This is a genomic window from Trichococcus flocculiformis (genome assembly GCF_900113645.1).
GTDB classification, from domain to species: Bacteria; Bacillota; Bacilli; order Lactobacillales; family Aerococcaceae; genus Trichococcus; species Trichococcus flocculiformis.
The window spans coordinates 1-26,373 of record NZ_FOQC01000034.1; the positions used below are offsets into that span (position 1 = coordinate 1).

The 26,373-nt window shown below is 47.0% G+C and carries 22 protein-coding genes, 1 tRNA gene, 2 pseudogenes, 1 riboswitch and 1 other annotated feature; of the genes and pseudogenes, 8 read left to right on the top strand and 17 right to left on the bottom strand.

Annotation, left to right across the window (positions count from 1 at the left end; translation table 11 throughout):
* From carB to argF, 6 genes are all read right to left on the bottom strand, one after another.
* A partial coding sequence (carB, locus tag BMZ71_RS10480; protein ID WP_143071425.1) for a carbamoyl-phosphate synthase large subunit occupies positions 1 to 1,498 on the bottom strand: 1,498 nt, incomplete at its 3' end.
* Between the two features lie 17 nt (positions 1,499 to 1,515).
* Positions 1,516 to 2,712: an acetylornithine transaminase gene (locus BMZ71_RS10485; protein ID WP_086989418.1), complete on the bottom strand. Its 1,197-nt coding sequence runs from the start codon at positions 2,710 to 2,712 to the stop codon at positions 1,516 to 1,518.
* A gap of 3 nt (positions 2,713 to 2,715) precedes the next feature.
* On the bottom strand, positions 2,716 to 3,612 hold the full coding sequence (gene argB, locus BMZ71_RS10490) for an acetylglutamate kinase (protein WP_218142804.1): 897 nt from the start codon (positions 3,610 to 3,612) through the stop codon (positions 2,716 to 2,718).
* A gap of 7 nt (positions 3,613 to 3,619) precedes the next feature.
* Positions 3,620 to 4,846 (bottom strand): bifunctional glutamate N-acetyltransferase/amino-acid acetyltransferase ArgJ, encoded by a 1,227-nt coding sequence (gene argJ, locus BMZ71_RS10495; protein ID WP_086989417.1) that lies wholly within the window; start codon positions 4,844 to 4,846, stop codon positions 3,620 to 3,622.
* A gap of 31 nt (positions 4,847 to 4,877) precedes the next feature.
* Positions 4,878 to 5,918, bottom strand: coding sequence for an N-acetyl-gamma-glutamyl-phosphate reductase (gene argC / locus BMZ71_RS10500; RefSeq protein ID WP_086989416.1), 1,041 nt, complete (start codon positions 5,916 to 5,918; stop codon positions 4,878 to 4,880).
* A gap of 112 nt (positions 5,919 to 6,030) precedes the next feature.
* Positions 6,031 to 6,257: a binding site (T-box leader), on the bottom strand.
* A 60-nt stretch (positions 6,258 to 6,317) separates the two neighbouring features.
* A complete protein-coding gene (gene argF, locus BMZ71_RS10505) occupies positions 6,318 to 7,334 on the bottom strand; it encodes an ornithine carbamoyltransferase (RefSeq protein ID WP_177187589.1) in 1,017 nt (338 codons plus the stop codon).
* Positions 7,335 to 7,585: 251 nt separating this feature from the next.
* A riboswitch (FMN riboswitch) is annotated at positions 7,586 to 7,701 on the top strand.
* A gap of 198 nt (positions 7,702 to 7,899) precedes the next feature.
* Between argF and ribD the strand changes: the two genes are divergently transcribed.
* Genes ribD through BMZ71_RS10530 form a run of 5 tightly spaced genes read left to right on the top strand, consistent with a single transcriptional unit; the run spans position 7,900 to position 12,061 of the window.
* The gene (gene ribD / locus BMZ71_RS10510) at positions 7,900 to 9,003 is read left to right on the top strand and encodes a bifunctional diaminohydroxyphosphoribosylaminopyrimidine deaminase/5-amino-6-(5-phosphoribosylamino)uracil reductase RibD (RefSeq protein ID WP_086989414.1); all 1,104 of its coding nucleotides are present in this window, start codon (positions 7,900 to 7,902) and stop codon (positions 9,001 to 9,003) included.
* A 23-nt stretch (positions 9,004 to 9,026) separates the two neighbouring features.
* Positions 9,027 to 9,680, top strand: a complete 654-nt coding sequence (locus BMZ71_RS10515; protein ID WP_086989413.1) for a riboflavin synthase — start codon at positions 9,027 to 9,029, stop codon at positions 9,678 to 9,680.
* Between the two features lie 23 nt (positions 9,681 to 9,703).
* Complete coding sequence (locus BMZ71_RS10520) at positions 9,704 to 10,900, top strand: bifunctional 3,4-dihydroxy-2-butanone-4-phosphate synthase/GTP cyclohydrolase II (protein WP_086989412.1); 1,197 nt, start codon at positions 9,704 to 9,706, stop codon at positions 10,898 to 10,900.
* Between the two features lie 27 nt (positions 10,901 to 10,927).
* A complete protein-coding gene (ribH, locus tag BMZ71_RS10525; RefSeq protein ID WP_086989411.1) occupies positions 10,928 to 11,389 on the top strand; it encodes a 6,7-dimethyl-8-ribityllumazine synthase in 462 nt (153 codons plus the stop codon).
* A 6-nt stretch (positions 11,390 to 11,395) separates the two neighbouring features.
* Entirely contained in the window at positions 11,396 to 12,061 is a 666-nt protein-coding gene (locus tag BMZ71_RS10530) for an HAD family hydrolase (protein ID WP_086989410.1), read from the top strand.
* Positions 12,062 to 12,361: 300 nt separating this feature from the next.
* Here the strand turns inward: BMZ71_RS10530 and BMZ71_RS10535 are convergent, their stop codons facing one another.
* Positions 12,362 to 13,042 carry a type 1 glutamine amidotransferase gene (locus BMZ71_RS10535; RefSeq protein ID WP_086989409.1) on the bottom strand — a complete coding sequence of 227 codons (681 nt, stop codon included), beginning with the start codon at positions 13,040 to 13,042 and terminating at the stop codon, positions 12,362 to 12,364.
* 157 nt (positions 13,043 to 13,199) lie between these two features.
* Between BMZ71_RS10535 and BMZ71_RS10540 the strand changes: the two genes are divergently transcribed.
* Positions 13,200 to 13,508, top strand: coding sequence for a hypothetical protein (locus BMZ71_RS10540; RefSeq protein WP_086989408.1), 309 nt, complete (start codon positions 13,200 to 13,202; stop codon positions 13,506 to 13,508).
* A 6-nt stretch (positions 13,509 to 13,514) separates the two neighbouring features.
* On the opposite strand, the gene BMZ71_RS10545 is transcribed toward BMZ71_RS10540, so the two are convergent.
* Positions 13,515 to 13,694: a hypothetical protein gene (locus BMZ71_RS10545; RefSeq protein WP_086989407.1), complete on the bottom strand. Its 180-nt coding sequence runs from the start codon at positions 13,692 to 13,694 to the stop codon at positions 13,515 to 13,517.
* Between the two features lie 176 nt (positions 13,695 to 13,870).
* Here BMZ71_RS10545 and BMZ71_RS10550 point away from each other — a divergent pair, with 176 nt between their 5' ends.
* The gene (locus BMZ71_RS10550) at positions 13,871 to 14,272 is read left to right on the top strand and encodes a nuclear transport factor 2-like protein (protein ID WP_086989406.1); all 402 of its coding nucleotides are present in this window, start codon (positions 13,871 to 13,873) and stop codon (positions 14,270 to 14,272) included.
* A gap of 132 nt (positions 14,273 to 14,404) precedes the next feature.
* Here BMZ71_RS10550 and BMZ71_RS10555 read toward each other — a convergent pair.
* Both BMZ71_RS10555 and BMZ71_RS10560 read right to left on the bottom strand, forming a co-directional pair.
* A pseudogene (locus tag BMZ71_RS10555) lies at positions 14,405 to 14,596 on the bottom strand (family 1 glycosylhydrolase); the annotation flags it as partial.
* Positions 14,590 to 16,419: a sigma 54-interacting transcriptional regulator gene (locus BMZ71_RS10560; protein ID WP_342724997.1), complete on the bottom strand. Its 1,830-nt coding sequence runs from the start codon at positions 16,417 to 16,419 to the stop codon at positions 14,590 to 14,592. The gene BMZ71_RS10560 and the pseudogene BMZ71_RS10555, both read right to left, overlap by 7 nt.
* A gap of 262 nt (positions 16,420 to 16,681) precedes the next feature.
* Here BMZ71_RS10560 and BMZ71_RS10565 point away from each other — a divergent pair, with 262 nt between their 5' ends.
* Complete coding sequence (locus BMZ71_RS10565; protein ID WP_086989404.1) at positions 16,682 to 17,449, top strand: AEC family transporter; 768 nt, start codon at positions 16,682 to 16,684, stop codon at positions 17,447 to 17,449.
* A gap of 67 nt (positions 17,450 to 17,516) precedes the next feature.
* On the opposite strand, the gene BMZ71_RS10570 is transcribed toward BMZ71_RS10565, so the two are convergent.
* The 7 genes and pseudogenes from BMZ71_RS10570 to BMZ71_RS15120 form a co-directional block, all read right to left on the bottom strand.
* Positions 17,517 to 17,589, bottom strand: a tRNA-Lys gene (locus tag BMZ71_RS10570).
* 133 nt (positions 17,590 to 17,722) lie between these two features.
* Positions 17,723 to 19,018, bottom strand: coding sequence for an adenylosuccinate synthase (locus BMZ71_RS10575; RefSeq protein ID WP_086989403.1), 1,296 nt, complete (start codon positions 19,016 to 19,018; stop codon positions 17,723 to 17,725).
* Between the two features lie 119 nt (positions 19,019 to 19,137).
* Entirely contained in the window at positions 19,138 to 20,505 is a 1,368-nt protein-coding gene (gene dnaB, locus BMZ71_RS10580; protein ID WP_068561487.1) for a replicative DNA helicase, read from the bottom strand.
* 214 nt (positions 20,506 to 20,719) lie between these two features.
* The gene (rplI, locus tag BMZ71_RS10585; RefSeq protein ID WP_086989402.1) at positions 20,720 to 21,169 is read right to left on the bottom strand and encodes a 50S ribosomal protein L9; all 450 of its coding nucleotides are present in this window, start codon (positions 21,167 to 21,169) and stop codon (positions 20,720 to 20,722) included.
* Between the two features lie 3 nt (positions 21,170 to 21,172).
* Entirely contained in the window at positions 21,173 to 23,191 is a 2,019-nt protein-coding gene (locus BMZ71_RS10590; protein ID WP_086989401.1) for a DHH family phosphoesterase, read from the bottom strand.
* A 1,379-nt stretch (positions 23,192 to 24,570) separates the two neighbouring features.
* Complete coding sequence (locus BMZ71_RS10595; RefSeq protein WP_177187588.1) at positions 24,571 to 25,920, bottom strand: IS701 family transposase; 1,350 nt, start codon at positions 25,918 to 25,920, stop codon at positions 24,571 to 24,573.
* Positions 25,921 to 26,057: 137 nt separating this feature from the next.
* Positions 26,058 to 26,373, bottom strand: a pseudogene (locus BMZ71_RS15120) (IS701 family transposase); the annotation flags it as partial.

The window sequence follows — 26,373 nt, forward strand, 5'->3', positions numbered from 1 at the left end:
GTTCCGCGATGATTTCATCGCTGAAGCCGTATTTCTTCGCTTCGCGCAACGTCTCCAGATCCTTCACATTGGCTGCCACTTCTTTTTCAAGATCGATGATGTGCTTGAATTTGTACAGGAAGAAGTAGTCGATTTCGCTCCATTCGTGGATCGTCTCCGGTGTCACGCCGCGGCGCAACGCTTCTCCCAGATAGAACAGACGCTCGTCGCAAGCAACGCGAATATTCTGTTCGATTTCTGCCATCGTCACGGTCTGGCCTTGGTCTTTCGGCAAGGCCAAATGGTTGACGCCATACTCCAAAGAGCGGACGGCTTTCAGCATCGATTCCTCGAACGTATGGCCCATGGCCATAACTTCGCCTGTCGCTTTCATCTGCGTGCCGAGAGTGCGGTCGCCCTTTTCGAATTTATCGAACGGGAAACGCGGGATTTTCGAGACAATGTAATCCAAAGCCGGCTCGAAAGCCGCATAGGAAGTGCCGGTGACCGGGTTCTTCATTTCATCCAGAGTCAAGCCGACAGCGATCTTCGCCGCCATCTTCGCAATCGGATAACCGGTCGCTTTACTCGCCAAAGCCGAAGAACGGCTGACGCGCGGGTTCACTTCGATGATGTAGTAGTCGAACGAATACGGATCCAACGCCAACTGGACATTACAGCCGCCTTCGATTTTCAGGGCACGGATGATCTGTAGGGAGACATCGCGCAGCATTTGATACTCTTTATCGGACAACGTTTGGGAAGGCGCCACGACGATGGAATCGCCTGTATGAACGCCGACCGGATCGATGTTTTCCATATTGCAGACAACGATGGCATTGTCGTTGCTGTCGCGCATTACTTCGTACTCGATTTCCTTGAAGCCGGCGATCGATTTTTCCAACAGACATTGTGTCACCGGTGAGTAGCGCAAGCCATTGGCGACGATTTCGCGCAGATCGGCTTCATTATGACAGATGCCGCCGCCAGTACCGCCCATTGTGAAGGCCGGACGGACGATCAGAGGATATCCGATTTCGGCTGCGAAGCGAAGCGCTTCGTCCACCGTATGGATGATGTCGCTTTCCGGAACCGGCTGATGCAATTCCGCCATCAATTGACGGAACAGATCACGGTCTTCGGCTTGTTGGATGGAAGTCAGTTTGGTGCCAAGCAACTCGACCTTGTACTCCTTCAGGATACCGGCTTCATCCAGCTCGACCGCCATGTTCAGACCGGTCTGTCCGCCCAAAGTCGGCAGCAAAGCATCCGGGCGCTCTTTGCGGATGATGTTCGCGATGAACTCCAATGTCAGTGGTTCCATATAGACTTTATCGGCAATCTCAACGTCCGTCATGATCGTAGCCGGGTTGGAGTTGACCAGGATGACTTTGTATCCTTCTTCCCTTAAGGCTAAACATGCTTGCGTTCCAGCATAGTCAAATTCCGCGGCTTGGCCGATGATGATAGGTCCCGAGCCGATCACGAGGATCGACTTGATGTCTGTTCGTTTAGGCATGCTTTGCCATCCTTTCTTTAAGCTTCAATTGTTTGAAAAACCTCGTCCATCACTGCAACAGCCTTGTCGATTTCCGCGCTGGTCACGTTCAGCGGCGGAAGGAAACGCAATACCGTATCATGCGTGCAGTTGATGATGACGCCCTTTTCCAAGCACTTCGCGACGATATCGGTACCCTTCATCGCAAGTTCCATCCCTAGCAGCAAGCCTTTGCCGCGTACATCGAGGATAAAGTCATATTTTTCCTTGAATGCCACTAATTTCTCTTTGAAATAGTTGCCCATCTCATTTACATTCGTCAAAATATTCTCGTCTTCAATCGCTTGAATTGTTGCGAAAGCTGCCGCACAGACCAGCGGGTTGCCGCCGAAAGTCGAACCATGGTCACCCGGTTTGAAATGGGAAGCGACAGCATCTTTTGCCAACAGCGCGCCGATCGGAACGCCATTGCCCAAAGCTTTCGCCAACGTCATCACATCCGGTTCCACACCGTAGCCTTCATAGGCAAACAGCTTGCCGGTGCGGCCCATGCCCGTTTGGACTTCATCAAAGATCAACAGGATATCCTTCTCGTCGCAGAGTGCGCGCACTTGCTGCAGGTAAGCTTGATCGCCCACATAGACGCCGCCTTCGCCTTGGATTGGCTCCAAAAGGATTGCGCATGTCTTTTCTGTAACTTTGGCGGCCAAAGCCTCAAAGTCATTGAACGGAACGTAATGGAAACCTTCCAGGAATGGATCGTAATCTTTATGGAATTGTTTTTGGCCGGTCGCCGTCAACGTCGCCAACGTGCGTCCGTGGAAGGAATTATCTGCAGTAATGATCTCGTAGCAGCCTTCGCCGTGGACCTCACGTCCGTATTTACGCGCCAATTTGATGGCTCCTTCATTGGCTTCCGCACCGCTATTGCCGAAAAAGACCTTATCCAGAACGGAATTCGTGATCAGTTTTTCCGCCAACTGCACTTGCGGCTCGATCCAATAAAAGTTCGAGCAGTGGACCAGTTTGGCTGCCTGTTCCGCTATCGCAGCCGTCACTTTCGGGTGATTATGCCCTAACGCATTCACGGCAATGCCAGCCAAGAAATCCAAATATTGCTTGCCATCCGCATCCTTCAGGTAGCTGCCTTGTCCTTCGACCATACAGATCGCTCCCCGGTTGAAGGTATTCATCAAGTAGGTTTGCCCTTTTGTTTTTATTTCTTCATTCGTCATTCTTTATACCCCTTCCTTATCGCGATCAATCATTGTGCCGATTCCTTCGTCGAAAAAGACTTCCAATAAAATCGAGTGGCGCAGACGACCATCGATGATGTGCGCTCCGGCAACGCCGCCCTTCAAGGCGTCGATGCAGCAGTCCACTTTCGGAACCATTCCGCCTGAGATGATGCCGTCCGCTTCCAATGCTTCGATTTCCTCGAGCGTGATCCTCGAAATGAGCGAATCCTTATCATGATAGTCGCGGAAAATCCCTTCCACATCTGTCAACAGGATGAATTTGTTTGCCTGAACGGCTTTCGCCACAGCACCGGCTACATAATCAGCGTTGATGTTGTAGCTCATCCCATCCTTGCCCATCCCGATGGAGGAAATGACCGGGATGTAGCCGCTGTAGATGAGCGACTCCAGCATTTCCTTGTTGACTGCTTCCACTTCGCCGACATAGCCGATGTCGATTTTTTCGCCGTTCTTTTCCAGATATTTTTTGCGCGCTTGAATCAGATTGCCGTCTTTGCCTGACAAACCGATGCCTTTTCCTCCGATCTGATTCAGCGTGCCGACGATGTCCTTGTTGACTTTGCCCGCCAACACCATTTCGACGATTTCCATCGTCTCTTTATCGGTCACACGCAGCCCTTGTTCGAAATGGCTCTCGACCTTCAGCTTTTTCAGCATATCGTTGATGGCCGGTCCGCCACCATGGACAAGGATTGGGTGCATACCAACTGACTTCATCAATAACAGATCCTGCATGACGGCTTTTTTCAATTCTTCATTGATCATGGCATTGCCGCCGTATTTGATGACGATGATCTTATCGCGGAAACGGTTGACGTAAGGCAATACTTCAACAAGCATTTCGGCTTTTTCACAATTACTCTTGTTCATCTTCATCCCGCTCTCAGCTCCTGTAGTCCGCATTTATTTTCACGTAATCGTAAGAGAAGTCGCATGTCCATGTACTGGCGGCTTCCGTGCCCAGATGCAGGTCGATCAAAATATTGATTTCATCTGCTTCCAATATTTTTTTCGCAAGCTCTTCATCGAAGACGACACCCATTCCCGCTTCGCAAAGCTGGATTTCGCCGTTCTTGCTTGAGAAGGCGATGTCGATCACGTCGGCATCGAAGTATTCGGTGTCCGCATAACCGGCAGCCGTGATGACACGGCCCCAGTTGGCATCCTCGCCGAACATCGCCGTCTTCACCAAGCTCGACGTCGCGACCGATTTGCCGATCGAAACCGCATCAGCCACTGTCTTCGCCCCGGAAACCAAGACTTCGACAAATTTTGTCGCCCCTTCGCCGTCCTTGACCAAAAGCTGCGCCAACTGGGAGCAGATGGACAGGACAGCCGCTTCAACCTCGGCGTAGCCGGCGTCATCAGCGGAACTAATCAGTTGATTATCGAGTTTGCCGGTAGCGGCCACAAAAACAGAATCGTTCGTACTCGTGTCCCCATCGATGGTCGCGTGGTTGAAGGTCGCATCCGCGGCTTTCAGTAACATCGCATGTAAAGCTGCTTGGCTGATTGCGACATCGGTTGTGATGTAGCCCAGCATCGTGCCAAGGTTCGGATGGATCATCCCGGATCCTTTGACCATTCCGCCGATGGTAGCTGTTTTGCCGGCGACTTCAAAGGTGAAACTGACTTCTTTCGGAACCGTATCCGTCGTCATGATCGCCTTGCTGGCTGCAGCGCCGCCAAATTCGGAAACTTCCGGCGCGATCGCCTTGACCCCTTTTTTCATTGTCTCCATGTTCATGAACATTCCGATGACGCCTGTCGAAGACACCAACACCTCTTCCGGTTGGATATTCAGTTCTGTCGAAAGGAGCTTCACGGTCTCTTCCACATCGGCTTTGCCTTGTTTGCCTGTACACGCGTTCGCGTTGCCGCTGTTGATCAGGATCGCCTTGAAGCGGTCATGCTGCTGCAGGACTTGTTGATCGTATTGGACCGGAGCCGCTTTGACTTTGTTTTTGGTGAAGACGCCCGCAACTGTTGCCCCATCAGGGAAATACAGCAGCGCCATATCCTTTTTGCGTTTCTTGAACCCGGCGTGGATACCCGCGGCTTGCACACCTGCAGCTGCAGTCACACCGCTTTTATGTAATTTCTTTGTCATTTCGTCCGTTTCCTCCTTCAGTCTTCCGTTATTACGGGAAAAGCCCAATCATCTGTAATCCTGTCGTTTCGGCAAGTCCGAACAGCAGGTTCATGTTTTGCACGGCTTGGCCGGCAGCGCCCTTCATCAAGTTGTCGATGACCGACACGATGATGACCCGGCCTGTACGCTCGTCGTAGGTGACACCCAATTGGCAGTTATTAGTGCCTTTTACCGATTTCGTCATCGGCCACATGCCTGCAGGCAGAACCTGCACAAACGGTTCGTCGGCGTAAGCTTCCTCAAAAAGAGCGTGGATTTCTTCTGCCGTATGTCCCCCGGTGACCGTCGCATAAATGGTGCTGAGGATGCCTCGGCTCATCGGCACCAGATGCGGCGTGAATTGGATCATCGTGTCCGTGCCGGCCATCTGCGTCAACAGCTGCTCGATTTCCGGTGTGTGGCGGTGATGCGCTACCCCGTAGGCTTTAAAGCTGTTTTCCACCTCAGTGAAGAGGTTCGCTACGTTGCCGGCGCGGCCCGCTCCGGATGTGCCGGATTTGGAATCGCAGACGATGCTATTCGGTACGACCCAGCCTTTTTTCATTAATGGCATCAAGCCCAGGAGGATGCTTGTCACAAAACAACCCGGATTCGCGATGACTGTTGCATCCTTGATTGCGTCGCGGTCCCATTCGGGCAGACCGTAGACAGCTTCTTCCAAAAGTTCCGGCTCCGTGTGCGCGACTTTGTACCATTCTTCATAGACCGCCGCATCCTTCAATCGGAAATCGGCTCCCAGATCGATGACTTTTTTACCTTTTTCTTTAGCTTTCTTGGCTATCGGCAACGCGTGTCCATGCGGCAAAGCCACAAAAATAATATCGCTATCCGTCGTCACTTGTTCCAGATCCAATTCTTCGCAAGTGTGATCAATGTTGCCCAACAGGTGCGGAAAAAGATGCTGGATCTTTTGACCCGCATACGTACGGGAGGTCAGATGATCCAAGACCACATCCTCGCGCAATCCCAATAATCGGACTAATTCCACCCCCGTGTAACCTGTTGCTCCAATGATACTGACATGAATCATACTTCCCATCCTCCTCATTAATGTTTGTAGTAAGTGCAGGCTAATCCTGTTTACAAATTGTTGTGACTATACAAAAAAACTTCCGTGCCTATACCAAATCAAATAGATTCAGTATAGGGACGAAAGTTCGTGGTGCCACCCTTATTTTCCAACATGCGCGCATGCTGGACTCAAGTATTGCTACTTTTGCGATAACGGGGCAACCGGATTAAACTTTATGGTTCACATTCAGCTTATCAACTCAAAGTTCCTGTTCATCCACCGCGGTTGACCTTGCTTTCACCCTCCAAGGTTCGCTTGACTTCGCAAATGGATTACTCTTCTTGTCAAAGTTTTTGTTTGTGTTAGATGTTGTTTTACATTTTCATTAAATTTATCATCTGTTTTTCACTTTGTCAATCAAACTTTTGGAATAAATAAATTTCCTAAGGTCGCAGCCATGATTGCCTTGATGGAATGCATGCGGTTTTCGGCCTGCTCAAACTGACGTCCGTGCTTGCTGCGGAAGGCGGCATCGGTCACTTCCATCTCGCGCATGCCGAATGTTTCCGCGATTTCCTGGCCATATTGCGTTTTTGTATCATGGAAAGCCGGCAAACAGTGCAGCATGATCACATCGTCATTTCCGGTCTTCTCAATCATCTCCATATTGATCTGATAAGGCGCCAACAATTCGATACGTTCTGCAAATTTATCTTCTTCACCCATCGATACCCATACATCGGTGTAAAGGACATCAGCCGCTTTTACGCCTTTGTCCACATCGGCCGTGATTTCGATTTTGCTGCCGCTCTTTTCAGCGAATTTCTGGGCCATCTCAACCAATTCCTCGTTCGGGAACAGCGATTCCGGCGCGCAGATCGTGACATGCACACCGAGGATAGCGCCGGTAACCAACAGGCTGTTGGCGACATTGTTGCGTCCGTCCCCGACATAGACCAATTTAAGTCCGGCTAATTTTCCGAAATGCTCTTTGACCGTCAGGAAATCAGCGATCATTTGGGTCGGATGCCACTCATCCGTCAAGCCGTTCCATACCGGTACACCGGCATATTTCGCAAGATCTTCGACTGTTTTTTGGCTAAAGCCACGGAACTCGATACCGTCGAACATGCTGCCGAGTACTTTAGCGGTATCTTCAACGGATTCCTTTTTGCCCAATTGAATGTCATTTTTCCCGAGATATTCCGGATGCGCCCCAAGATCGATGGCAGCCACTGTAAAAGCAGCTCTAGTACGAGTGGAGGCTTTTTCGAACAAAAGGGCAATGTTTTTGCCTTCCAGATAACGGTGCGGAATATTTCGTTTCTTCAGATCCTTCAAATGCGCCGAAAAATCAATCAGATACTCCAATTCTTCCCGAGTGAAATCTTTTTCCGCCAATAAGCTTCTTCCTTGAAATACTTGTTCCAAAATTCCGCCATCCCCTTTTAATGTTATTCTCACTGTCGCTCTTGCGAACGATCATTTCCGAGTCATGATGCAACTATTATTGGACTCATTTTATACCCAATTCTAATGGATTACAAACTTTATTTTAATCTAACGGTTATAATCCGACCAAATACGGGCAGCAGGAGACACTCTTCCACTACGGAACATTTGTTTACAAAAAATTTTATTTGACAATAATACGGATTGGGATTATCCTAGAGACAACTTAATTGAATAGTCTTCAGGGACGGGTGAAAATCCCTACCGGTGGTAAAGCCCACGAGCCGTTAAGGCAGATTCGGTTAAATTCCGAAGCCGACAGTCAGAGTCTGGATGAGAGAAGACAGAAACCATTTTCGAGTGGGCATACGTTTATTTGCCATGCAAATAACACTTGTTCGCCATTCGTTCATGAATCGGAATGTCAATCCCTGGGTGTAGTGTATACCCAGGGATTTTTTGGCCTTATTTAGCTGGCCTTCCTTTGTCGAGCCCTGAAGCAGAAATGTTCAGGGCTTTTTATTTTGGAAATGGGAGGCACACAAAGATGCAAGATAAGGATACATACTTTATGCAAATGGCGCTGGAACTTGCCGAGAAAGGCCGCGGTGCCGTTGCCCCGAATCCGATGGTCGGCGCCATCATCGTCAAGGACGGGCGCATCATCGGGTCCGGCTACCACGAAAAAATCGGGGAAGGCCATGCTGAAGTGAACGCGTTCCGATCGGCAACAGAAGATGTGGCCGGCGCAACCATCTATGTGACTCTGGAACCCTGCTCCCATTTCGGCAAAACACCGCCCTGCTCCGACAAAATCATCGAAAAGAAAATCGGTCGAGTCGTCATCGCGGCTTTGGATCCGAATCCGTTGGTTTCCGAACGCGGCGTCAAGAAACTGCAGGCTGCCGGCATCGAAGTAGTAACCGGCATCCTGGCTGAAGAAAGCAGCCGTTTGAATGAAATATTCATGAAATACATCGTAAAAAAAGAACCCTTCGTCGTCATGAAAGCAGCGATGTCCCTGGACGGAAAGATCGCGACCCGAACCGGCGAATCGCAATGGATCACCGGACCTGCCGCCAGGGAACGCGTGCACCAACTGCGCAGCGCCCTCACCGGCATCATGGTCGGTGTCCAGACCGTCATCATGGACGATCCGCAACTGACTTCCCGCATTCCGGGAGGAAAAAATCCGCTGCGGATCATCGTCGACAGCACCTTGCGCATCCCTTTGGAAGCAAAAGTGCTCCAAGATCAGGATGTGGCCAAGACTCTTATCGCAACGACAGAATGGGCGGACCGCAATAAAGCCGCACTGCTCGAAGCAGCCGGCATCGAGCTTTTGACTGTACCGACCAAGGATGGCCGGACCGATCTGAAGGCGCTGATGAAAGTTCTCGGAGAGCGCGGCATCGACAGCATCCTCTTGGAAGGCGGCGCCACTTTGAACTTTGCCGCATTGCAAGCAGGCATCGTCGACAAGGTGCAAGTCTACATCGCCCCGAAACTGATCGGCGGGGAAACGGCAAAAACACCTGTCGGCGGAGAAGGTATCGAGAAGCTGAGCCAAGCTTTCAGCGTCATCGAGTTGAAGGCCAGCACCGTTGGGGAAGATATCCTCTTGGAAGGCTACCTTTCCAAGAACGAATAATAGAGGAAAGTGGGAGGACATTCATGTTTACTGGAATCATCGAAGAAGTCGGCACCTTAAAAGGCATCCGTCATGGCCAAAAATCTTCCGTCGTCACTATCGGCGGAAAAAAAGTGCTGATCGCAACAAAAATCGGCGACAGCATCTCCACCAACGGCGTCTGCCTGACGGTAACGAAGCTGCATAAGGATGCCTTCGATGCCGACGTCATGCCGGAAACGCTGCAACGCTCAAACCTTGGCGGCCTGCAGATGGGCGGCCGCGTCAATCTGGAACGGGCATTGCAGCTTGATACCCGCCTGGGCGGGCACATCGTCAGCGGCCACATCGATGGCACCGGAGCGATCAAGGAATACCGCAAGGACGATAATGCCGTCTGGATCACCATCTCAGCCGGCCCCGAACTGCTCCGCTACATCATCGAAAAAGGCTCGATCGCCATCGACGGCGTCAGTCTGACTGTGGCGACGGTCGACAGCGGCTCGTTCCAGGTATCCATCATTCCCCATACCGGAGCGGAGACGATCCTGCTCGAGAAGAAATTGGGCGACACGGTCAATCTGGAGTGCGACATCATCGGAAAATACGTGGAAAAACTGCTGGGCCTGAGCCCTAAAACACAAACAAAACAAAGCAACCTATCTGAAGCTTTCTTGCAAGAGAACGGCTTTTTCTGAAAGAAATAAGGAGGGAAACATACATGTTCAATACATCTGAAGAAATCATCGCGGACATCAAAGCCGGCAAAATCATCGTGCTTGTCGATGATGAGGATCGCGAAAATGAAGGCGATCTGATCTGCGCAGCGGAATTCGCGACTCCGGAAAACATCAATTTCATGGCCATCTACGCGAAAGGCTTAATCTGTATGCCGATGGATCGGACACTCACCGAGAAACTGGTACTGACTCCGATGGTGGACCGCAACACCGATAATCATGGGACAGCCTTCACCGTCGCCATCGACCATGTCGAGACGACAACCGGCATCTCAGCCTTCGAACGCTCTTTGACCGTCATGAAGGCAGTTGAGGATGACGCCAAGCCCGAAGATTTCCGCCGCCCTGGTCATATCTTTCCGCTGAAAGCTGTGGACAATGGCGTACTCGCGCGCAACGGCCACACCGAAGCCACCGTCGACTTGGCGCGTCTGGCCGGGCTGAAGCCAGCAGGGCTCTGCTGCGAAATCATGGCCGATGACGGCACGATGATGCGCACAGCCGAACTGATCACTTTCGCCAAAGAGCATGACCTGAAGATCGGCACGATCGCTGACCTGATCGCTTATCGCAAAGAGAACGAGCAGCTCTACAAACGTGAAGGCCAGGCCAAGCTGCCCACAAAATACGGTGAGTTCGACATCTACACTTACGTGAGCAAAATCGACGCGGATGAGCATCACGTTGCCTTGGTCATGGGCGATGTCACGACGGAAGAACCCGTTCTGGTCCGCGTCCATTCCGAATGCTTGACCGGCGACGTCTTCGGATCGAAACGCTGCGACTGTGGCCAGCAATTGGACGCGGCCATGAAGCAGATCGCCGAAGCAGGTCGTGGAGTTTTGGTCTATTTGCGCCAGGAAGGTCGCGGCATCGGCCTCGTCAATAAAATCCATGCTTATGCGCTGCAGGACCAAGGTTACGACACGGTTGACGCCAATCTGATGCTCGGATTCCCCAGTGATCTGCGCGAATACTACATGGCTGATGAGATGCTTCAGGATTTGGGCGTCAAAGAGATCCGGCTTTTGACGAATAACCCGCTTAAAATAGAAGGATTGAAAAAGCATGGTGTGAAAATCACCGAAAGGCTTCCGATCCAGCTGGAAATATTCGGCGAAACGCAACGCTACATGGAAACAAAGAAACAAAAAATGGGTCACTTTCTAGACTTATAAAAAAAACAACCAAACAGGAGGAAAAAAATGAACATCATCGAAGGACAATTAATTGCACAGGATTTAAAAATCGCGATCGTGGTGGCAAGATTCAACGAATTCATCGGCTCGAAATTGGTGGGCGGCGCCTTGGACGGTTTGAAACGCCATGGCGTGGCTGAAGAAGCCATCGACTTGGCATGGGTGCCCGGCGCATACGAAATCCCATTGGTAGCGCAAAAAATGGCAGCTTCCGGAAAATATGACGCTGTCATCACTTTGGGCGCCGTCATCAAAGGCGCAACGGCGCATTTCGACTACGTCTGTTCGGAAGTATCCAAAGGCGTAGCGACAGCTTCCATGAATACCGGCGTTCCGGTCATCTTCGGTGTACTGACGACCGACACGATCGAACAAGCCATCGAACGCGCCGGCACGAAAGCGGGCAACAAAGGCTACGACTGTGCTGTGTCTGCCATCGAAATGGCCAACCTGCTTAAAAACTTATAGAAGTTTATGGAAAAACTAATGTTCAAAGGAGTCCGCACCGTCATCCTTGACTATGATGGCACCCTCCATGACAGCACCAAGAATTATATCCACGCTTTCAAACAAGCCTATGCTTACCTCATTGATGCCGGCTATGCCGCACCAAGGGATTGGGCGGATGCAGCAATCACGAAGTGGCTGGGTTACAGCAGCAAGGCGATGTGGGAAAATTTCATGCCCGACTTGGACGAGGAAATCCGATCGAAGGCCTCAAAAATGATCGGCCAGATCCTGCTGGAAAAAGCCAAAACCGGGCAGGCAATCCTTTATGAGGGCGCCTTGGAGACGCTGCAGGCATTGAAGGAGAAAGGTTACCGCTTGATCTTTTTGAGCAACTGCAGCCGGGCCTATATGGAAGCGCACAAGGAAAGCTTCGGCTTGGACCGCTACTTCGACGGCATGTACTGCACGGAAGATTTCGGCTTCATCCCAAAATATGAAATCTTCGATTCGATCCGATCCGTTTTCCCTGGCGGCTACCTGATTGTGGGCGACCGTTTCCAGGACATCGAGGTCGCCGAACATCATCCAGTCCGCACAGTGGGCTGCCGTTATGGTTTCGGCTTCCCCGGGGAACTGGAATCGGCGGATGTGCTGATAGACGATATCCGCGAATTGAATGACTTGCTTTAACAATCGAAAGAGGCCGGGATTTTGTCCCAGCCTCTTTTTGTGCTTTGCGGATATGAGGTGCCTAAACATGGAAGAGCCTACATAAACAGGCTTCCTCGGCTGTTTGTAAAACTATGATTGCATATCAGCCGACACAAAGAAGATTCCTTGACTGTTCGCAAAGTAGCGACTGCACATCAGCCGACACAACGGGACTCCTCGGCTATTCGCAAGGAAGCGCATGACGGACAACCGACGAAGCACACTTCCACCGGAAATTCCGATTCCCCCATCTTATCGATCTCGCCGGATTTATGCTGTTCAATCCGGTACCGTAGCTTTTAACCGATCCAGCAAGCGATAAAGCAGCTTCCGGTTGCTCGCGGGTATCGGATAATTCCGAATTTCTGCTGACGTCTGCGTATAGGCGGTGCCGTCCAAGAAGGCCGCATCGTTCTGGAGAATGCTTTCGATGCTTTCCTTTGTGGATTCGAAATGGAACTGCAGACCGATCACATTTTCTTTATAGATAAAACCCTGATTCGGACAGACTTCGCTTGTGAACAGGCGCTCCGCTCCTTCCGGCAAGCCGAATTGCTCCCCGTGCCAATGGAACACGACCAGTTCCTCAGGCAGTTCGCCTAGCGTTTCCGATTTCATCGTCCGGATCGGCAGCCAACCTGCTTCCCGGTATTCCCCCTGAAAAATGTCAGCCCCCAAAGCTTTGGCGATCTGCTGTCCGCCCAGACAAACTCCGAAGACCGGCTTTCCCTGGCTGATGAGTACACGGATAAGCTGCCTTTCCTCTTCCAGCCAAGGCAGTTCATCCAGGACGCTCATGGGACCGCCCAATATCACAAGGAAATCCGTTCTCTCCGCTTTCGGCAAAGCTTCCCCCAGAAATAGGCGGTATACCTTATATTCGTTTCCGGTCTGCCGGCACCAATTCTCGATCTCCGCCGGCCCTTCAAAATCCACGTGCTGTAAAATTGCGATTTCCATGCTGATCCCTCCTTAAAATTGATTATTCCATCATAATATATGAGCCCGCAACCGTCACCCATCGCCGGGTTATTGAGTGCAGATGCAGGTGGAGAATGTTATGATAGACCTATAGAAAACACTTGATCCAAAGCCATTTCCGAAGGGAGCAAGCACCATGAGAAACCTGGACAAAGAAATTGCGATCATCCAAAAATTCAAAGCCGAGCACCCGGACAAAGCCTACAAACTCTACATCGAGACAAGCGATGACTTCGACTTCCATGACGAAACCGAAAGCGAAGACTACATCGCCGTCCTCATCGCCGAATTGGAAACCGAAACGCCCGCAGAAAATCCGTTTTTGGAAGGCACATCCGCCTACACTTGGGATGCCGAATACGTCATCTACATCGACAAACCCACTACCGCTGACCGGGAATTGATCATGAAGCTTTATTATGATGAACTGCTCCAATATGTCTGAAGGAAATCATCCTTCAGGCATTTTTTCGTCCGTTTCGTCTTTAGCAGTTCCCTCTGAAACACGCTCTAGGGGCTTATGCCCTAATTCTTTTCCCTCATCGGTCCCACTCCCGCTTGGCTCCGGCTTTTTGGATGAACGCAGCAGCTTCTCCACGAGCAGTTTGACCAAGTGATCCAGTTCAGCCATCACAATCCCTCCCCTGCTTTTTTCATTATCATACAATATCCGCCCGAATATTTCGGGATATTTTTGTACTTTTTGGTCCCCATCTCAAAATTTACGTTCAGTTTATCCCCTGTTGATATAGTCATACCAAGGTTTACAGAACACAAAAAGTAGACCAAATCGAAGGAGGAAAAATAATGAGTCAGAATTTCGAGAATGCGATCAGAGAGCGGTTTGAGCAAGGCTTCAAAAATTGGAATAATGGGTACGATGCTTGGCTGGATTGGTGCGAAACTTTGTATGAGCCGGATGCGCACTACAATGTCTACAGCGACCGCCTGACTTTGCAGCAGTACAAGGACATGATGGGGCAACTTTTCCAGGCCTATGACATCGAACTCGGCGAATTCCATAATATGATCGTGGAAGGTGAATGGGGTGCCATCCGCTATAACGTCTATATCATCGACAAACGCACCGGTGAACGGATTGAACAGAAAACGATGGAATTCGTCAAATTCAAAGAAAATCCTGAACCGATCGGGGTACGCGTCATTGAAGGTTGGGCATTGTCCGACAAACCGTTGTCCGCCCACTAATAATAAAACATTTACCGCCTCAAGATAAAACAAAAGCAGCCTCCAGAAATCCCCATCATACGGACTCCGGAGGCTGTTCATTTTATCTTAGAATCGGCAAACCGCTCAGTTGTTCAAGGACTACGTGTATATTCAGTCCAGATCAGCCCCGTTTGAAGCGATGATCTTTTTGTACCAGTGGAACGAATCTTTTTTGCTGCGTTTCAGTCTGTCTATTCCTTCATCATCCTGATCAACATATATGAAGCCGTAAAGCTTGGACATTTCGCTCGTGCTCGTGCTGATCAGATCGATGCAGCCCGATGGCATGTAACTCATCAGATTTGCAACTGCTCCACTTCCTTCCTGTCCTGATAGATGGCCATATAGTCATTTACCTTCAGTGTTTCGACGTAGACTTCACGCAGACCGCAACCGATCATCGCTTTTCTGCTGGCTTCGAGGACATGCATGGTGCTCACGAGCGGAATGGACTTAGCTTTCAGAGGGAACAGTTTCTCCAATTCCCCCGCAAAAGTCGTCAGGCTGCCCATGTCCACCAGCAGCAGGATGTCATCGGTGATCTGATGGTTTTTGATGTAACGGACCAGCCTTTCGAACACTTGCTGGGGCTCCTCATCCAAACGCGCATTGATTCCGATGGCCCCTTCGTGGTTCAACAGCTGGTTCGCCGTGTCGCAAAGTGCCGAGGCAATCCCCGATCCGTGCGCAATCACATGGTCTTGTTGGCTTCGCTTCACAAGGTTGTAGATATGAATAGCCATCATCTGGAAAACCTTGTCGCTCACTACCTTACCCGTCTTAATGGTGACATGGCGGAGGATTTTCTCCAGTTCCTTGATGATGTTATCCGGCACAAGTGCGATTAGGTTTTCTTTGTTGCAAAAAAGTTGTTCCTTTTCTCCGGTCAATTTGAAATAAGTCTTCAGATCATGCTCCATCGCTTTTTGGATCTCTTCCGCGCTGGCTTTGTTCTGCTCCAATTCCCGATAGCGTGTGTTCATTTCCCGGTAGATGGTGCTTTCACTCGGAACGCTGACTTCCGTAACGGTAGCGGTGGATGGCAAATATTGGATCGCCTGTCGGTTCGTAACTTCGTATTTCGACCACATCTGGCGGTGAGCCGCATTGCTGAGCAGCCCCGCCCGGATATAATCCGGCAAATCTTTACTGCTGACTCTCAGATAATCCTCTTTGACTGCCAAAAATCGGGCATAGCTTTTCGCGAAAGCGATCCGGATATCTGCTTTGAATTGCCCAATATTCAATTCACACTTGTAGTGCAGAAAAGCTTTCAGCGCATTCTTGCTGAAATACATCGGCACCCCCAACTGATCTACTTCCTGTTGGACGAATGTATCGAACAACTGATGTCTTTCTTCGATTGACCTTTCCCTCAAACTGGGCAGATCGATGATGATCGGCAGTCTGCGGATGAATGTCTTCAAAAGTGTGTCCTTTTTTTCAGTCGTCGCGCCGATGATCAGGACATTGGCATGATGATCTTTTTCGGATTCGCCGAGCCGCCGGAAAACACCGCGGTCGATATAGGTGAACAGCATCTCCTGTCCTTCGATCGGTAACCGGTGGATTTCATCCAGAAACAAAATCCCGCTGTTCGCCTTCTCCAGAAGTCCCGTCTTGTTGGTTTCCGCCCCGGTGTAGGCGCCTTTGACGTGGCCAAACAGTTGGCTCATCAACAGCTGCGGGTTATGGGCATAATCAGCGCAATTGAACTGGATGAACGGCGAGGCCTCCGCCAGTTTTCCGGACTGGATGCCGTATTTGTGCAGCAAATCGGCGAACAAAGATTTCCCTACGCCAGTCTCGCCCAGCAAGAGCATATGCATGCCGTCCCCCGGATAAAGGATGGCAGCCTTCCCTTGTTCGATCTGATGGAACAGGCTCGGATTACGCTTCAGGAACTTGTCCATGTCCACCATTTTAGGCGTTTCCTTCGGTACCCCAGTCTTTGGTACCCTCTTGTGGGTGCATGGAAAAAAGCGTACCGGTCTGGTCTTCTCTTTGTAGCAGCGCTGTTCTTTGTGCAACCGGTTCAGGTCGCGCGAAATATTGCTGCGATCACTCTGCAACCTGTAGGCAATCTCTTCGGCCGTTATCCCCTGCTTCTTCTCTTCATAAAGCATGCCCAGTGCCTCAAGCACTTTCTCGATCCTCTGCAAAAATCATCACTCCTCAGAAAAGCGTTTACATCTTCAACAATCGTACCATATTTTTATGACAGACGAATATAAAAACGTTCAATCTGACCTATTGTTTTGCTCTGTTTGAGTGCTAAGGCGAAAATTGGCAAAGATGAAAGTAAAAATGGACATATTGCCCCAATCCTTTTCTGATCAGATACGATATAATGAACTCTAAATTCTTAACTACAAGAGAGGACTGCACATGATTAGTATCTTATTGGTTCGGAAAATTGCCCAACTGTTCCTCATCATGATTTTGGGTTATCTGTTGGTAAAACTGAGAATTCTGAAAACGGAAGAGAGTATCGTCTTGTCGAAACTATCGTTGTATCTAGTGATGCCTGCCGTGATACTCAGCGCTTTTCAGGTCGACTTCAAGCCGGAAATCCAAGCAGGCTTGATGCTGGCCTTTGTGGCGGCTGTTGCCATCCACATACTCCTGCTCATAATCGGACACATCTCGGGTAATCTGTTCCATTTTGAGGAAATTGATATTGCGTCCATCATCTATTCCAATGCAGGAAATTTGATCATTCCCATTGTAACAGCCGTTTTGGGAACTGAATGGGTCATCTATTCCACGGCATTTCTGTCCGTTCAATTGATTTTCCTGTGGACGCACTGCAAATTGATGTTCTCAAAAGAAAAGAAACCTCATTTTCGGAAAATCATTCTCAATGTAAACATGATCGCCATTTTTATTGGCGTGCTGTCCATGTTGTGGGGAAGCCGCTTGCCGGCCATCATCCTGTTGCTGCTGAAACTCAGCAATGCCGCTAGTTTGGTGAATAACGGCACGGAAATATTACTCATCACCTTCCTGGCCACCGTGACCCCCGCAGCCTCCACTGTGACGCAATTCGCGCAGGTGCACGACAAGAATGCAGCATACGCAGGTGCGATCAACATCATGACCACGCTGCTATGTATCGTAACCATGCCCATCTTCGTCATTCTGTATTATATTTGAAAAAAAATCCTTGGAAACTATTGAAGACAAGCACTTCAATGTTCCAAGGATTTTTTGTTAAGATTTATGGGTAATGAGGGGCTCGAACCCCCGACCCGCTGATTAAGAGTCAGCTGCTCTGCCAACTGAGCTAATTACCCCTATCACGTACTGAACACGTAACAAATGTTATTTTACTCCCCTTTTCAATAAAATGCAATAACATTATGAAAAAAAGAGTCCACATCCGGATAGGTTCTCCGGGGTGGACTCTTCATTGTGTTCATCGCTAGATTAGATACTTGCCCAAACGTTTTCCAATACATTCGTTTGATTGCGGTCAGGTCCCACTGAGAAAGTGGAGATGCGGACGCCAACGGTTTCTTGAACGCGACGGACATAGTTGCGCGCATTTTCAGGAAGATCTTCCAAAGTACGGCAACCAGTGATGTCTTCGCTCCAGCCTGGAAGTTCTTCGTAGACAGGCGTGCATTGCGCCAATTCCTTCAAGCTTGCTGGATAGTGGTAAATCAATTCGCCTTCAGCATTTTTGTAGGCGGTACAGATTTTCACTGTTTCCAAGCCGCTCAAAACATCAATTGAGTTCAAGCATAGGTTGGTGATACCTGAAACGCGTTTTGAATGACGCATAACAACTGCATCAAACCAGCCGATACGGCGCGGTCTGCCAGTTGTTGTTCCGTATTCGCGGCCAACTTCGCGGATTTGGTTTCCTACTTCGTCGAACAATTCAGTTGGGAACGGGCCATCGCCGACACGGGAAGTGTAAGCCTTGCAGACACCGACAACTTTATCGATCTTGGTAGGGCCCACACCACTACCGATGGTTACGCCACCAGCAACCGGGTTGGAAGAAGTAACGAATGGATAAGTACCTTGGTCGATATCCAACATAACCCCTTGTGCGCCTTCAAATAGGACACGTTTGCCTGCATCCAATACATCGTTCAAGATAACCGATGTATCACACACATATTTTTTGATTTCTTGTCCGTACTGATAATATTCTTCAAAAATATCTTCGAATTTGATTTCTACAGAATCGAACATTTTTGTGAATTGACGGTTCTTTTCTTCCAAGTTGATTTTCAGACGCTCTTCAAAGATTTCTTTGTCCAACAAATCGGCTACCCGGATACCGACACGCGCTGCTTTATCCATGTAAGCTGGCCCGATACCTTTGATGGTCGTACCGATTTTGTTTTCGCCTTTTGAATCCTCTTGAAGCTGATCCAATTGAATATGATAAGGCAAAATGACGTGGGCACGGTCGGAAATACGTAGGTTATCCGTGTTGATGCCGTGATCTTTCAAATATGCCAATTCTTTGATCAATGATTTCGGATTCACTACTACGCCGTTTCCGATCACGCTGATTTTTTCTGGATAAAAAATGCCGGATGGAATTAAGTGCAATTTGTATGTAACGCCATCAAACTGGATTGTGTGGCCAGCATTGTCCCCGCCTTGATATCTAGCGATTACTTCTGCATTCTCACTAAGGAAATCTGTAATCTTCCCTTTACCTTCGTCTCCCCATTGAGTCCCAACAACTACTACTGAAGTCATTATTTACTCCACCTCATCTAATTTATTCATAATACTATGCTAGTTTACCAATATTACCTATGTCTTTCAATAAAGAATCAGATAAAAGCGCTCATTTCTGAACAATTTGTCCAAAAATATCAACTAATTTCCGGCATATAGCTCATCGAAGAAAATTTATTGAATTCCTTTTTGAACAGGAGCTTGACGGTTCCCCGCGCCCCGCTCCGGTTTTTTTCGATGATGACCTCTACGACATTATTCTCTTGCTCATCCCGTTCCGGTTCTTCGCCGCCTTCACGTTCGTAATAGTCGTCGCGGTACAGGAAAGCAACGATATCGGCATCCTGCTCGATCGATCCTGATTCACGGATATCGCTCAATACCGGACGTTTGTCTTGCCTTTGCTCCACGCCACGGGACAATTGGGAAAGGGCGATGACCGGTACTTTCAGTTCCTTCGCCAACTTCTTCAATTGACGCGAAATGTCTGAAACTTCTTGTTGACGGCTTTCGCGGTTGTTCCCTTCAATCAGCTGCAAGTAGTCAATCACAATAAGTCCTAACTTTCCCTGTTCCTGCAGCAAGCGACGACTTTTTGCCCTTATTTCCGCAATCCGTATACCTGGTGTATCATCTATAAAAATCTTGGACTGTCCCAAAGTCCCCATCGCCATGATCAGGTTGGACCACTCATCTTCAGAAAGCTGCCCTGTCCTCAAGTGACCGGCATCGATGTTCCCTTCCGCACACAGCATCCGGTTAACCAACGACTCCGCCCCCATTTCCAAACTGAAAATGGCAACTACCTGATCCGCCTTGGTTGCGACATTCTGTGCGATGTTCAGAGCAAAGGCGGTCTTACCGACCGCCGGACGAGCTGCCAGGATGATCAATTCTTCTTTCTGAAGACCCGCCGTCATTTTATCCAAGGCGATGTATCCGGTGGGCACCCCTGTGACGTCATCGCTTTGTTGGGCCAGCGACTCGATGTTCTGCAGCGACGCCGAAACGACATCCGATATGCGGATGAAACCGGAGCGATTTCTCCGTTCGGATACCTGAAGAATATTCTGTTCGGCGCTGTCCAACATCACGGCAAGCTCATCACCCTCTTCATAGCCTTTGCGGACGATTTCTGTAGCCGAGCGGATCAGGTTGCGCAAAATCGATTTCTCTTCTACTATCTTGGCGTAATATTCCACGTTGGCTGAAGTCGGTACCGCAACCGCCAATTCGGCCAAATACTCCATACCGCCAGCATTTTCAAGCTGATTCTTCGTATCCAACTCATTCGCGATTGTGACGACGTCTATCGCTTCGTTTCGGTTGTTCAATTGCAAAATCGCGTCAAAAATAATCTGATGATTTTTTCGGTAAAAATCAGATGTTTCAAGGTATTCCAAAACATTCACAACCGTTTCAGGATCCAAAAAAATGGAGCCCAGAACGGATTGCTCTGCTTCTATACTATGAGGAGGTATGCGATCTTGAAGTGTTTCTTCCATTTTATATTTTCACCCTTTAGGTTTTATTCATTTCGACAAGGAACCGGTTACTGGTTTACCCATCTTTCGCTCTCTTATTGTACTGTAAACTGGAGGCTTTTACAACCAACGAAAGGGAACGCTTGTTCTATTTCGAATCAATATTTATCCCCCTCTACACAAGCAAAAAGACAGAGATGGTTATCCCTGTCTTTCGTTTATATTTGGAAAATTATTATCCTTCAGTCACTTGGACAGTCAACATCGCTGTCACTTCCGGATGAATTTTTACGGGCATTTTCGTGAAACCTAATGCTCGGATAGGACTGTCTAATTCAATTTTCCGCTTATCCAATTTAACATTATGTTGCTTCTGTAATGCTTCAGCAACCTGTTTCGTTGTTATCGAACCAAACAAACGACCATCTTCGCCAATTTTTGCGGACAATTTGATGATTGATTCATCCTTCTCCAGAAGTGCCTTTAATTCTTGAGCAGCGGCTAACTCCTCAGCCTGCTTCTTCTCTTCAGCCTTCTTTTGGCCTTTCAATGCAGAAATCGTAGCAGCATTCGCTTCTTCCGCTTTACGGTTTTTGATCAGGAAATTAGCGTAGCCATCCGCAATATCTTTGACTTCTCCTTTTTTCCCTTTACCTTTAACGTCCTCTAAAAATACAACTTTCATTTATTATTCCCCTTCCTTGATTTTTTTTGGATCTATGACTGCCTTCAATCTCTCAACGACTTCATGGACCGTCGTATTCTCAATCTGCGTGGCTGCATTGGATAAATGTCCGCCTCCGCCTAATTTTTCCATGATAGTCTGCACATTATATTGCCCCAGACTTCTGGCACTGATTCCAACTCTGCCGTCCTGACGTTTTGTAACGACAAATGAGGCGTCTACTGCTTCCATCGATAACATCGTGTCGGCTGTTTGAGCAGCGACAACCGTGTCATAGATTTTTTCATCTTCTCCATGGACGATTGCGAGGTTACCGTTCACAAATTCCATCGTTTGCAGCAAATGACTACGCAACAGATAGGTATCCAAGTCCTCTTTCAATGATTTCTGGATCAGAACGGTATCCGCTCCGTTCGACTGCAGATAACTGGCAGCATCAAAAGTCCTGGATCCGGTTCTCAAGCTGAAATTGCGTGTATCGACAATAATCCCAGCCAGCATAGCCGTTGCTTCTATCTTATTAATGGCATCCATCTCATTGGATTGATATTCAAACAATTCAGCGATCAATTCCGAAGTGGATGACGCATAGGGTTCCATATAGACCAAAACAGAGTCTTTGGGAAATTCTTGTCCACGTCTGTGATGATCCAAGACGACTATTTTTTTGGACAGATTCAAAAGTCCAGGGGCCGGTGTCATGGAAGGACGATGCACGTCAACCATCACGATAAGCGTTTGCGGAGTCACCAATGCCATTGCCTGCTCAGGCGAAATGATTCGCTTCGCAATCAAAGGATCTTTGTCTATCTCCTGCATAATCCGATTCACATCATTGGAAAATTGCTGCGGATCCAATACTATCCAAGCCTCCCGACTGTTCATCTGAGAGATTCGGCGGATCCCTAAACAGGAACCGATGACGTCCATATCAGGATAACTATGCCCCATGATGATCACTTTATCAGCATGAACGATGAGTTCTTCCAAAGCCTGGCTGATCATTCTTGCACGGATACGAGTCCGTTTTTCCATCGGATTCGTTTTACCACCATAGAAACGGGCATCTTCATCTTCAGCCCTCACAACAACCTGATCGCCACCTCTTGCCAATGCTAAATCAATATTCGACTGCGCCATTTTAGCGACTTCTTTAAAATTGGTTTGCTCAAAAGTTTTCTCATATGAGAAGCCCATACTCAGTGTCAACGGAAAATTTTGCTTGTAGGTTCTTTCTCTGATTTGATTTATGATATCAAAATTGTTTTCTTCGATTTTATTCAATGCACGCATATTGGTCAATGCTATGAAGCGGTCATCATCCACTCGTTTCAAAAAAACATTATTCATATTAGCCCAGTTTGTGAGTTGGTTCGTCAGATAGTTGTTTACATTCGATCGCTTGCGATCATTCATCGATTGGACAGCCTCATCATAATTGTCGACAATGATATTCCCAAAAACAAATTTTTCATCTTTGTATCTTTCTTCAATTTTGGCATACTCCGTTATGTCCATCAAATAAATGACGCCAATATCCTCTTGAATAATCATATCAAAATAATGATCTCCCCATTTCACACGGCGCATCACATAATCATGCGAACCCTTAAAAAGCTGATATAATTCTTCATCGACCACGTTCAGCTTACGTCCCAATGTGTCTTTCTTGCCAAAATACTTTATTAAATATGGGTTCATCCATTGGATTTCTTCTTGCTTATTATATAGAAGTATCCCAATAGGCATTTTAATTAAAGCCTCTTGTTCACCTTTTTTTATTCGATAAGATAAGTCAGATATGTATTGATTAGTCTCGTCAATCAAATACTCCGAAGAATAACTGATGAACCCAAAAATTCCAACGCATAAGAGCATAATTCCAATTCCGATTTTCCAATCTGCAATGAAAGTTAAAACAACAATCATAAGCAGTAAGAATACGATAATCAGGAAAGGAACCTTAATCTTGTCAGCCTTTATGAAGTGAGGAAGATTTTTTAACTTTTCCTTTATTTTCATGATAGCTCCTTTACTGAACCTACAATTTGCACTTGTACATTTTAACATATTCAAATAATAATAGCTATAATGCCCTTTCCAAAGGGATTAGTTACCATTTTAGCGTCATAATGAATGTTTCACGTGAAACATTTCCTCTGTATAAAGTACGTATTGCGGAGAGCAGGTTTTCTGAGCGAGAACGATTGTTGCTATATTTCAGGCATTGAAAAGTATTCATTTACCCAGTGATGATATCTGTGCTCAATTATCGATGTCTCAACTGTTCCCATTCAGCGTTCATTAGACCCTCGGCTAGATTGGATTATAATGCTGTATTTTTTCTGGATATTTTTTCAAAGCATACCTGCATTTGGATATGTAATTCTCTATTACTGGATTTGCATGTCGTGAAAATTTATCTTTCAAAATAGTTACCATTTTCGATATAAATGTAATTATTATTATAGTTATAAGTTGAATGCGACTCCTTCTACTATTCAATAGTTCCACGTGGAACGTTTTTAGATTTGATCTCTACTTTTTCTATTTTTTCGCATAGACTTGCTCTCTTTCACTTTTATTATTCTATTAGTTTTTTTACAAAAAACGATTTTCGCGATGACTTCTATTACTATTTCACTAATGATTTGAATAATCTAGCTATACGATTTTCTCCTTTTTTTTCATATGATCTGCAGTATCCATTTCCGTAATTGAAAATGGATTTTCATCCTCTCACTTCTCCCCAGCTTCATTTCATTGTAGTAGCTCCTGTTTTTGTGGATAACTCAAACTATCCGCAACCTTTTTAGTTATGCACATTTTCCGACGACGCACTGTGCATAACTAAATTAATTACCACATCATAACCTTGCTGCAGTAGGATTTCTGTCATAAAATGACTTTGTTGATAACTTATTTTTCTGATACTATTCATGACACCTTTACTACTCTCGAATACCTGTGGATATCCTGTGCATAAGTCGAGTTAAGTGCTCAGGTTCCTTCATTTTATTCTGAATATTTGTTTGATAATTGTTTTAATGAAATGAAACCCTTTATTTTGTGTGAATTTATTACTATTTTTATGAAAAAAGCTGGATTTTGAAGAATTCACTCTTATCTCCAGCATTTAGTCATTCCCGCTCGTTTGCAAATGCATACCAGCATCCGCCGTTGATATTATCAGGATTCTTCTGTGGATAAAGTTCAGGAAATAGTTTTCCACATCCTATCTTTGAATGTACTATTGGTCTCAAAATCATCGTCATATCCTTTTGTGGATAATTGAAGAAAAACATATAATCAGCCTGTGTACAATCCACGGAGCCTTTTCAGGTTATCACATGCGTCCGTCTATAAAACCATCTCATTAGTATAGTACACCACTTTACAAGTTATAAAAAATTGTGCTTCTTTTCAATCCACTGCTCAAAAGCTTTTATCAATGCCAGTGAATTAATCCTATTTTCGATGGAAAGCACGAAAGTATAGAAAAATACCTCTTGCTGGATCGCCATTCCAATAAGCTGTTTCTTCACTTGAGAACTTTCCCCTCTCAAATGGGCATACTTTTCCTGTTTGAAGGGAAGCAGCTGAACGCAGCTGTAGGCAATAGCTAAAAAATTGACATAGCTTTCGATTCCGTTTTTAGTTCTTACCATATATTTTCCGAAAGACCAGAAGGTCTTCTGTTCATAAAAGACAACCTCGATTGCCCAACGAAATCCATAAAGGCAGTAAGGCAAAAGACGATTTCTGTCTGCTTCAGGAAGTTCTGGACATAGTATTTCCAGTTCATGGTCATTCAGAAGAATATCTTCGGGCATAATCGTGCTGATGAAAATGCGATAACTGGAAGCACTATCTGAATTGTAGGTTGTGACTGTTGCATAAACGGGATCCGGAAATAGATTGGTTATCACTTTTCGGGTTCCCACCATATAGTCGCCAATTTGTGTATGCAATTCAAAGTCTGTTTGGTAATTCAAGACGCTGCCTTTCTTGGCAGGACGTCCGCGCTTACCGGTTGGTGCAGGGGGCAAGTCGTACAATGCTGTATCCACCCTTACGTTGGCAATCAGTTCCAATTGGGAATCTGATGATACAAGCATGCGGATAGCTCCTTTTGGATACCAACTATCGCAAAGCAAGATTGCTTTTGTTTCCTTTGGAAAAGCTTGGATTGCCTGCTCAACCATATTGGCAGCTAATTCCAGCTTATTCTCATTCTTAGAACGCAAGCGATAGCCTACGGGAACGCTTAGATAGCGCAGTTTTCCTTCCACCTCTACAGGGACGCTGATTACCAACCCAACGAAACAATGTCCCTTTAGATAGTTGCTTCCGTTATGGCAAGCATGATCAAACATCAGTTGGTATTCTTCAAAATGTGTCCCGTATTTGGGCTGAAGGGTATCATCGATAATCAAAAAAATGGGATAGTTACTGCATTCCTCCGGAATGCAAGACAACGCGATACGGACAGTAATCTGATTCAATAGAGATCGGGATATTTTCCCTTCAGATAGGAGATAGTAATACGAATTCAAATGGCGAGAAGCGTTTATTCTTTTCAAAAACCAAGTGTACAAAAAACGGATTGATTGAATCCCTTGTATCGAAATAATGGCCAGCAGGAGAAAGAAAAAATTATCCGCGGTCGGTCGTGTCATTTCGGCAAAATAAGGTGCGAAGTAAGCCCTCAAACTTTTGATTGTCAGGCCATTTTGATATAATGGATTCATAACAAACAACCCCCTTTTTTGTTGGTTTTTTCCCAAATCAATCATACAAAAAATAAGGGGTTGTTTGTATTTTTATGCCCTGATGGGCGTTAAAAGTTGTAAAGTGGTGTAGTATAGTATCACCACTTTACAAGTAATTAAAAACTATGTTTTTCTTCAGCCCATCGTTCATAAGCCTTTAGGATAGCCAGCGATTTAATCCTGTTTTCGATGGAAAGCACGAAAGTATAGAAAAATACTTCCTGCTGGATCGCCATTCCAATGAGTTGTTTCTTCACTTGAGAACTTTCCTCCTTCAAATGGGCATACCTCTCCTGTTTGAAGGGAAGAAGCTGAACGCAACTATAGGCAATGGCTAAAAAGTTGACGTAACTTTCAATTCCATTTTTGCTTCTGACCATATATTTACCGAAGGACCAGAAGGTCTTCTGTTCATAAAAGATAACTTCAATT

Bases quoted from the DNA above. Each gene is read 5' to 3' on its own strand.
- BMZ71_RS10485 (WP_086989418.1), bottom strand. From the start codon at position 2,712: ATGACGAATGAAGAAATAAAAACAAAAGGGCAAACCTACTTGATGAAT.
- argB (WP_218142804.1), bottom strand. From the start codon at position 3,612: ATGAAGATGAACAAGAGTAATTGTGAAAAAGCCGAAATGCTTGTTGAA.
- argJ (WP_086989417.1), bottom strand. From the start codon at position 4,846: ATGACAAAGAAATTACATAAAAGCGGTGTGACTGCAGCTGCAGGTGTG.
- argC (WP_086989416.1), bottom strand. From the start codon at position 5,918: ATGATTCATGTCAGTATCATTGGAGCAACAGGTTACACGGGGGTGGAA.
- ribD (WP_086989414.1), top strand. From the start codon at position 7,900: ATGCAAGATAAGGATACATACTTTATGCAAATGGCGCTGGAACTTGCC.
- BMZ71_RS10515 (WP_086989413.1), top strand. From the start codon at position 9,027: ATGTTTACTGGAATCATCGAAGAAGTCGGCACCTTAAAAGGCATCCGT.
- BMZ71_RS10520 (WP_086989412.1), top strand. From the start codon at position 9,704: ATGTTCAATACATCTGAAGAAATCATCGCGGACATCAAAGCCGGCAAA.
- ribH (WP_086989411.1), top strand. From the start codon at position 10,928: ATGAACATCATCGAAGGACAATTAATTGCACAGGATTTAAAAATCGCG.
- BMZ71_RS10530 (WP_086989410.1), top strand. From the start codon at position 11,396: ATGGAAAAACTAATGTTCAAAGGAGTCCGCACCGTCATCCTTGACTAT.
- BMZ71_RS10535 (WP_086989409.1), bottom strand. From the start codon at position 13,042: ATGGAAATCGCAATTTTACAGCACGTGGATTTTGAAGGGCCGGCGGAG.
- BMZ71_RS10540 (WP_086989408.1), top strand. From the start codon at position 13,200: ATGAGAAACCTGGACAAAGAAATTGCGATCATCCAAAAATTCAAAGCC.
- BMZ71_RS10545 (WP_086989407.1), bottom strand. From the start codon at position 13,694: ATGGCTGAACTGGATCACTTGGTCAAACTGCTCGTGGAGAAGCTGCTG.
- BMZ71_RS10550 (WP_086989406.1), top strand. From the start codon at position 13,871: ATGAGTCAGAATTTCGAGAATGCGATCAGAGAGCGGTTTGAGCAAGGC.
- BMZ71_RS10560 (WP_342724997.1), bottom strand. From the start codon at position 16,419: ATGCTTTATGAAGAGAAGAAGCAGGGGATAACGGCCGAAGAGATTGCC.
- BMZ71_RS10565 (WP_086989404.1), top strand. From the start codon at position 16,682: ATGATTAGTATCTTATTGGTTCGGAAAATTGCCCAACTGTTCCTCATC.
- BMZ71_RS10575 (WP_086989403.1), bottom strand. From the start codon at position 19,018: ATGACTTCAGTAGTAGTTGTTGGGACTCAATGGGGAGACGAAGGTAAA.
- dnaB (WP_068561487.1), bottom strand. From the start codon at position 20,505: ATGGAAGAAACACTTCAAGATCGCATACCTCCTCATAGTATAGAAGCA.
- rplI (WP_086989402.1), bottom strand. From the start codon at position 21,169: ATGAAAGTTGTATTTTTAGAGGACGTTAAAGGTAAAGGGAAAAAAGGA.
- BMZ71_RS10590 (WP_086989401.1), bottom strand. From the start codon at position 23,191: ATGAAAATAAAGGAAAAGTTAAAAAATCTTCCTCACTTCATAAAGGCT.
- BMZ71_RS10595 (WP_177187588.1), bottom strand. From the start codon at position 25,920: ATGAATCCATTATATCAAAATGGCCTGACAATCAAAAGTTTGAGGGCT.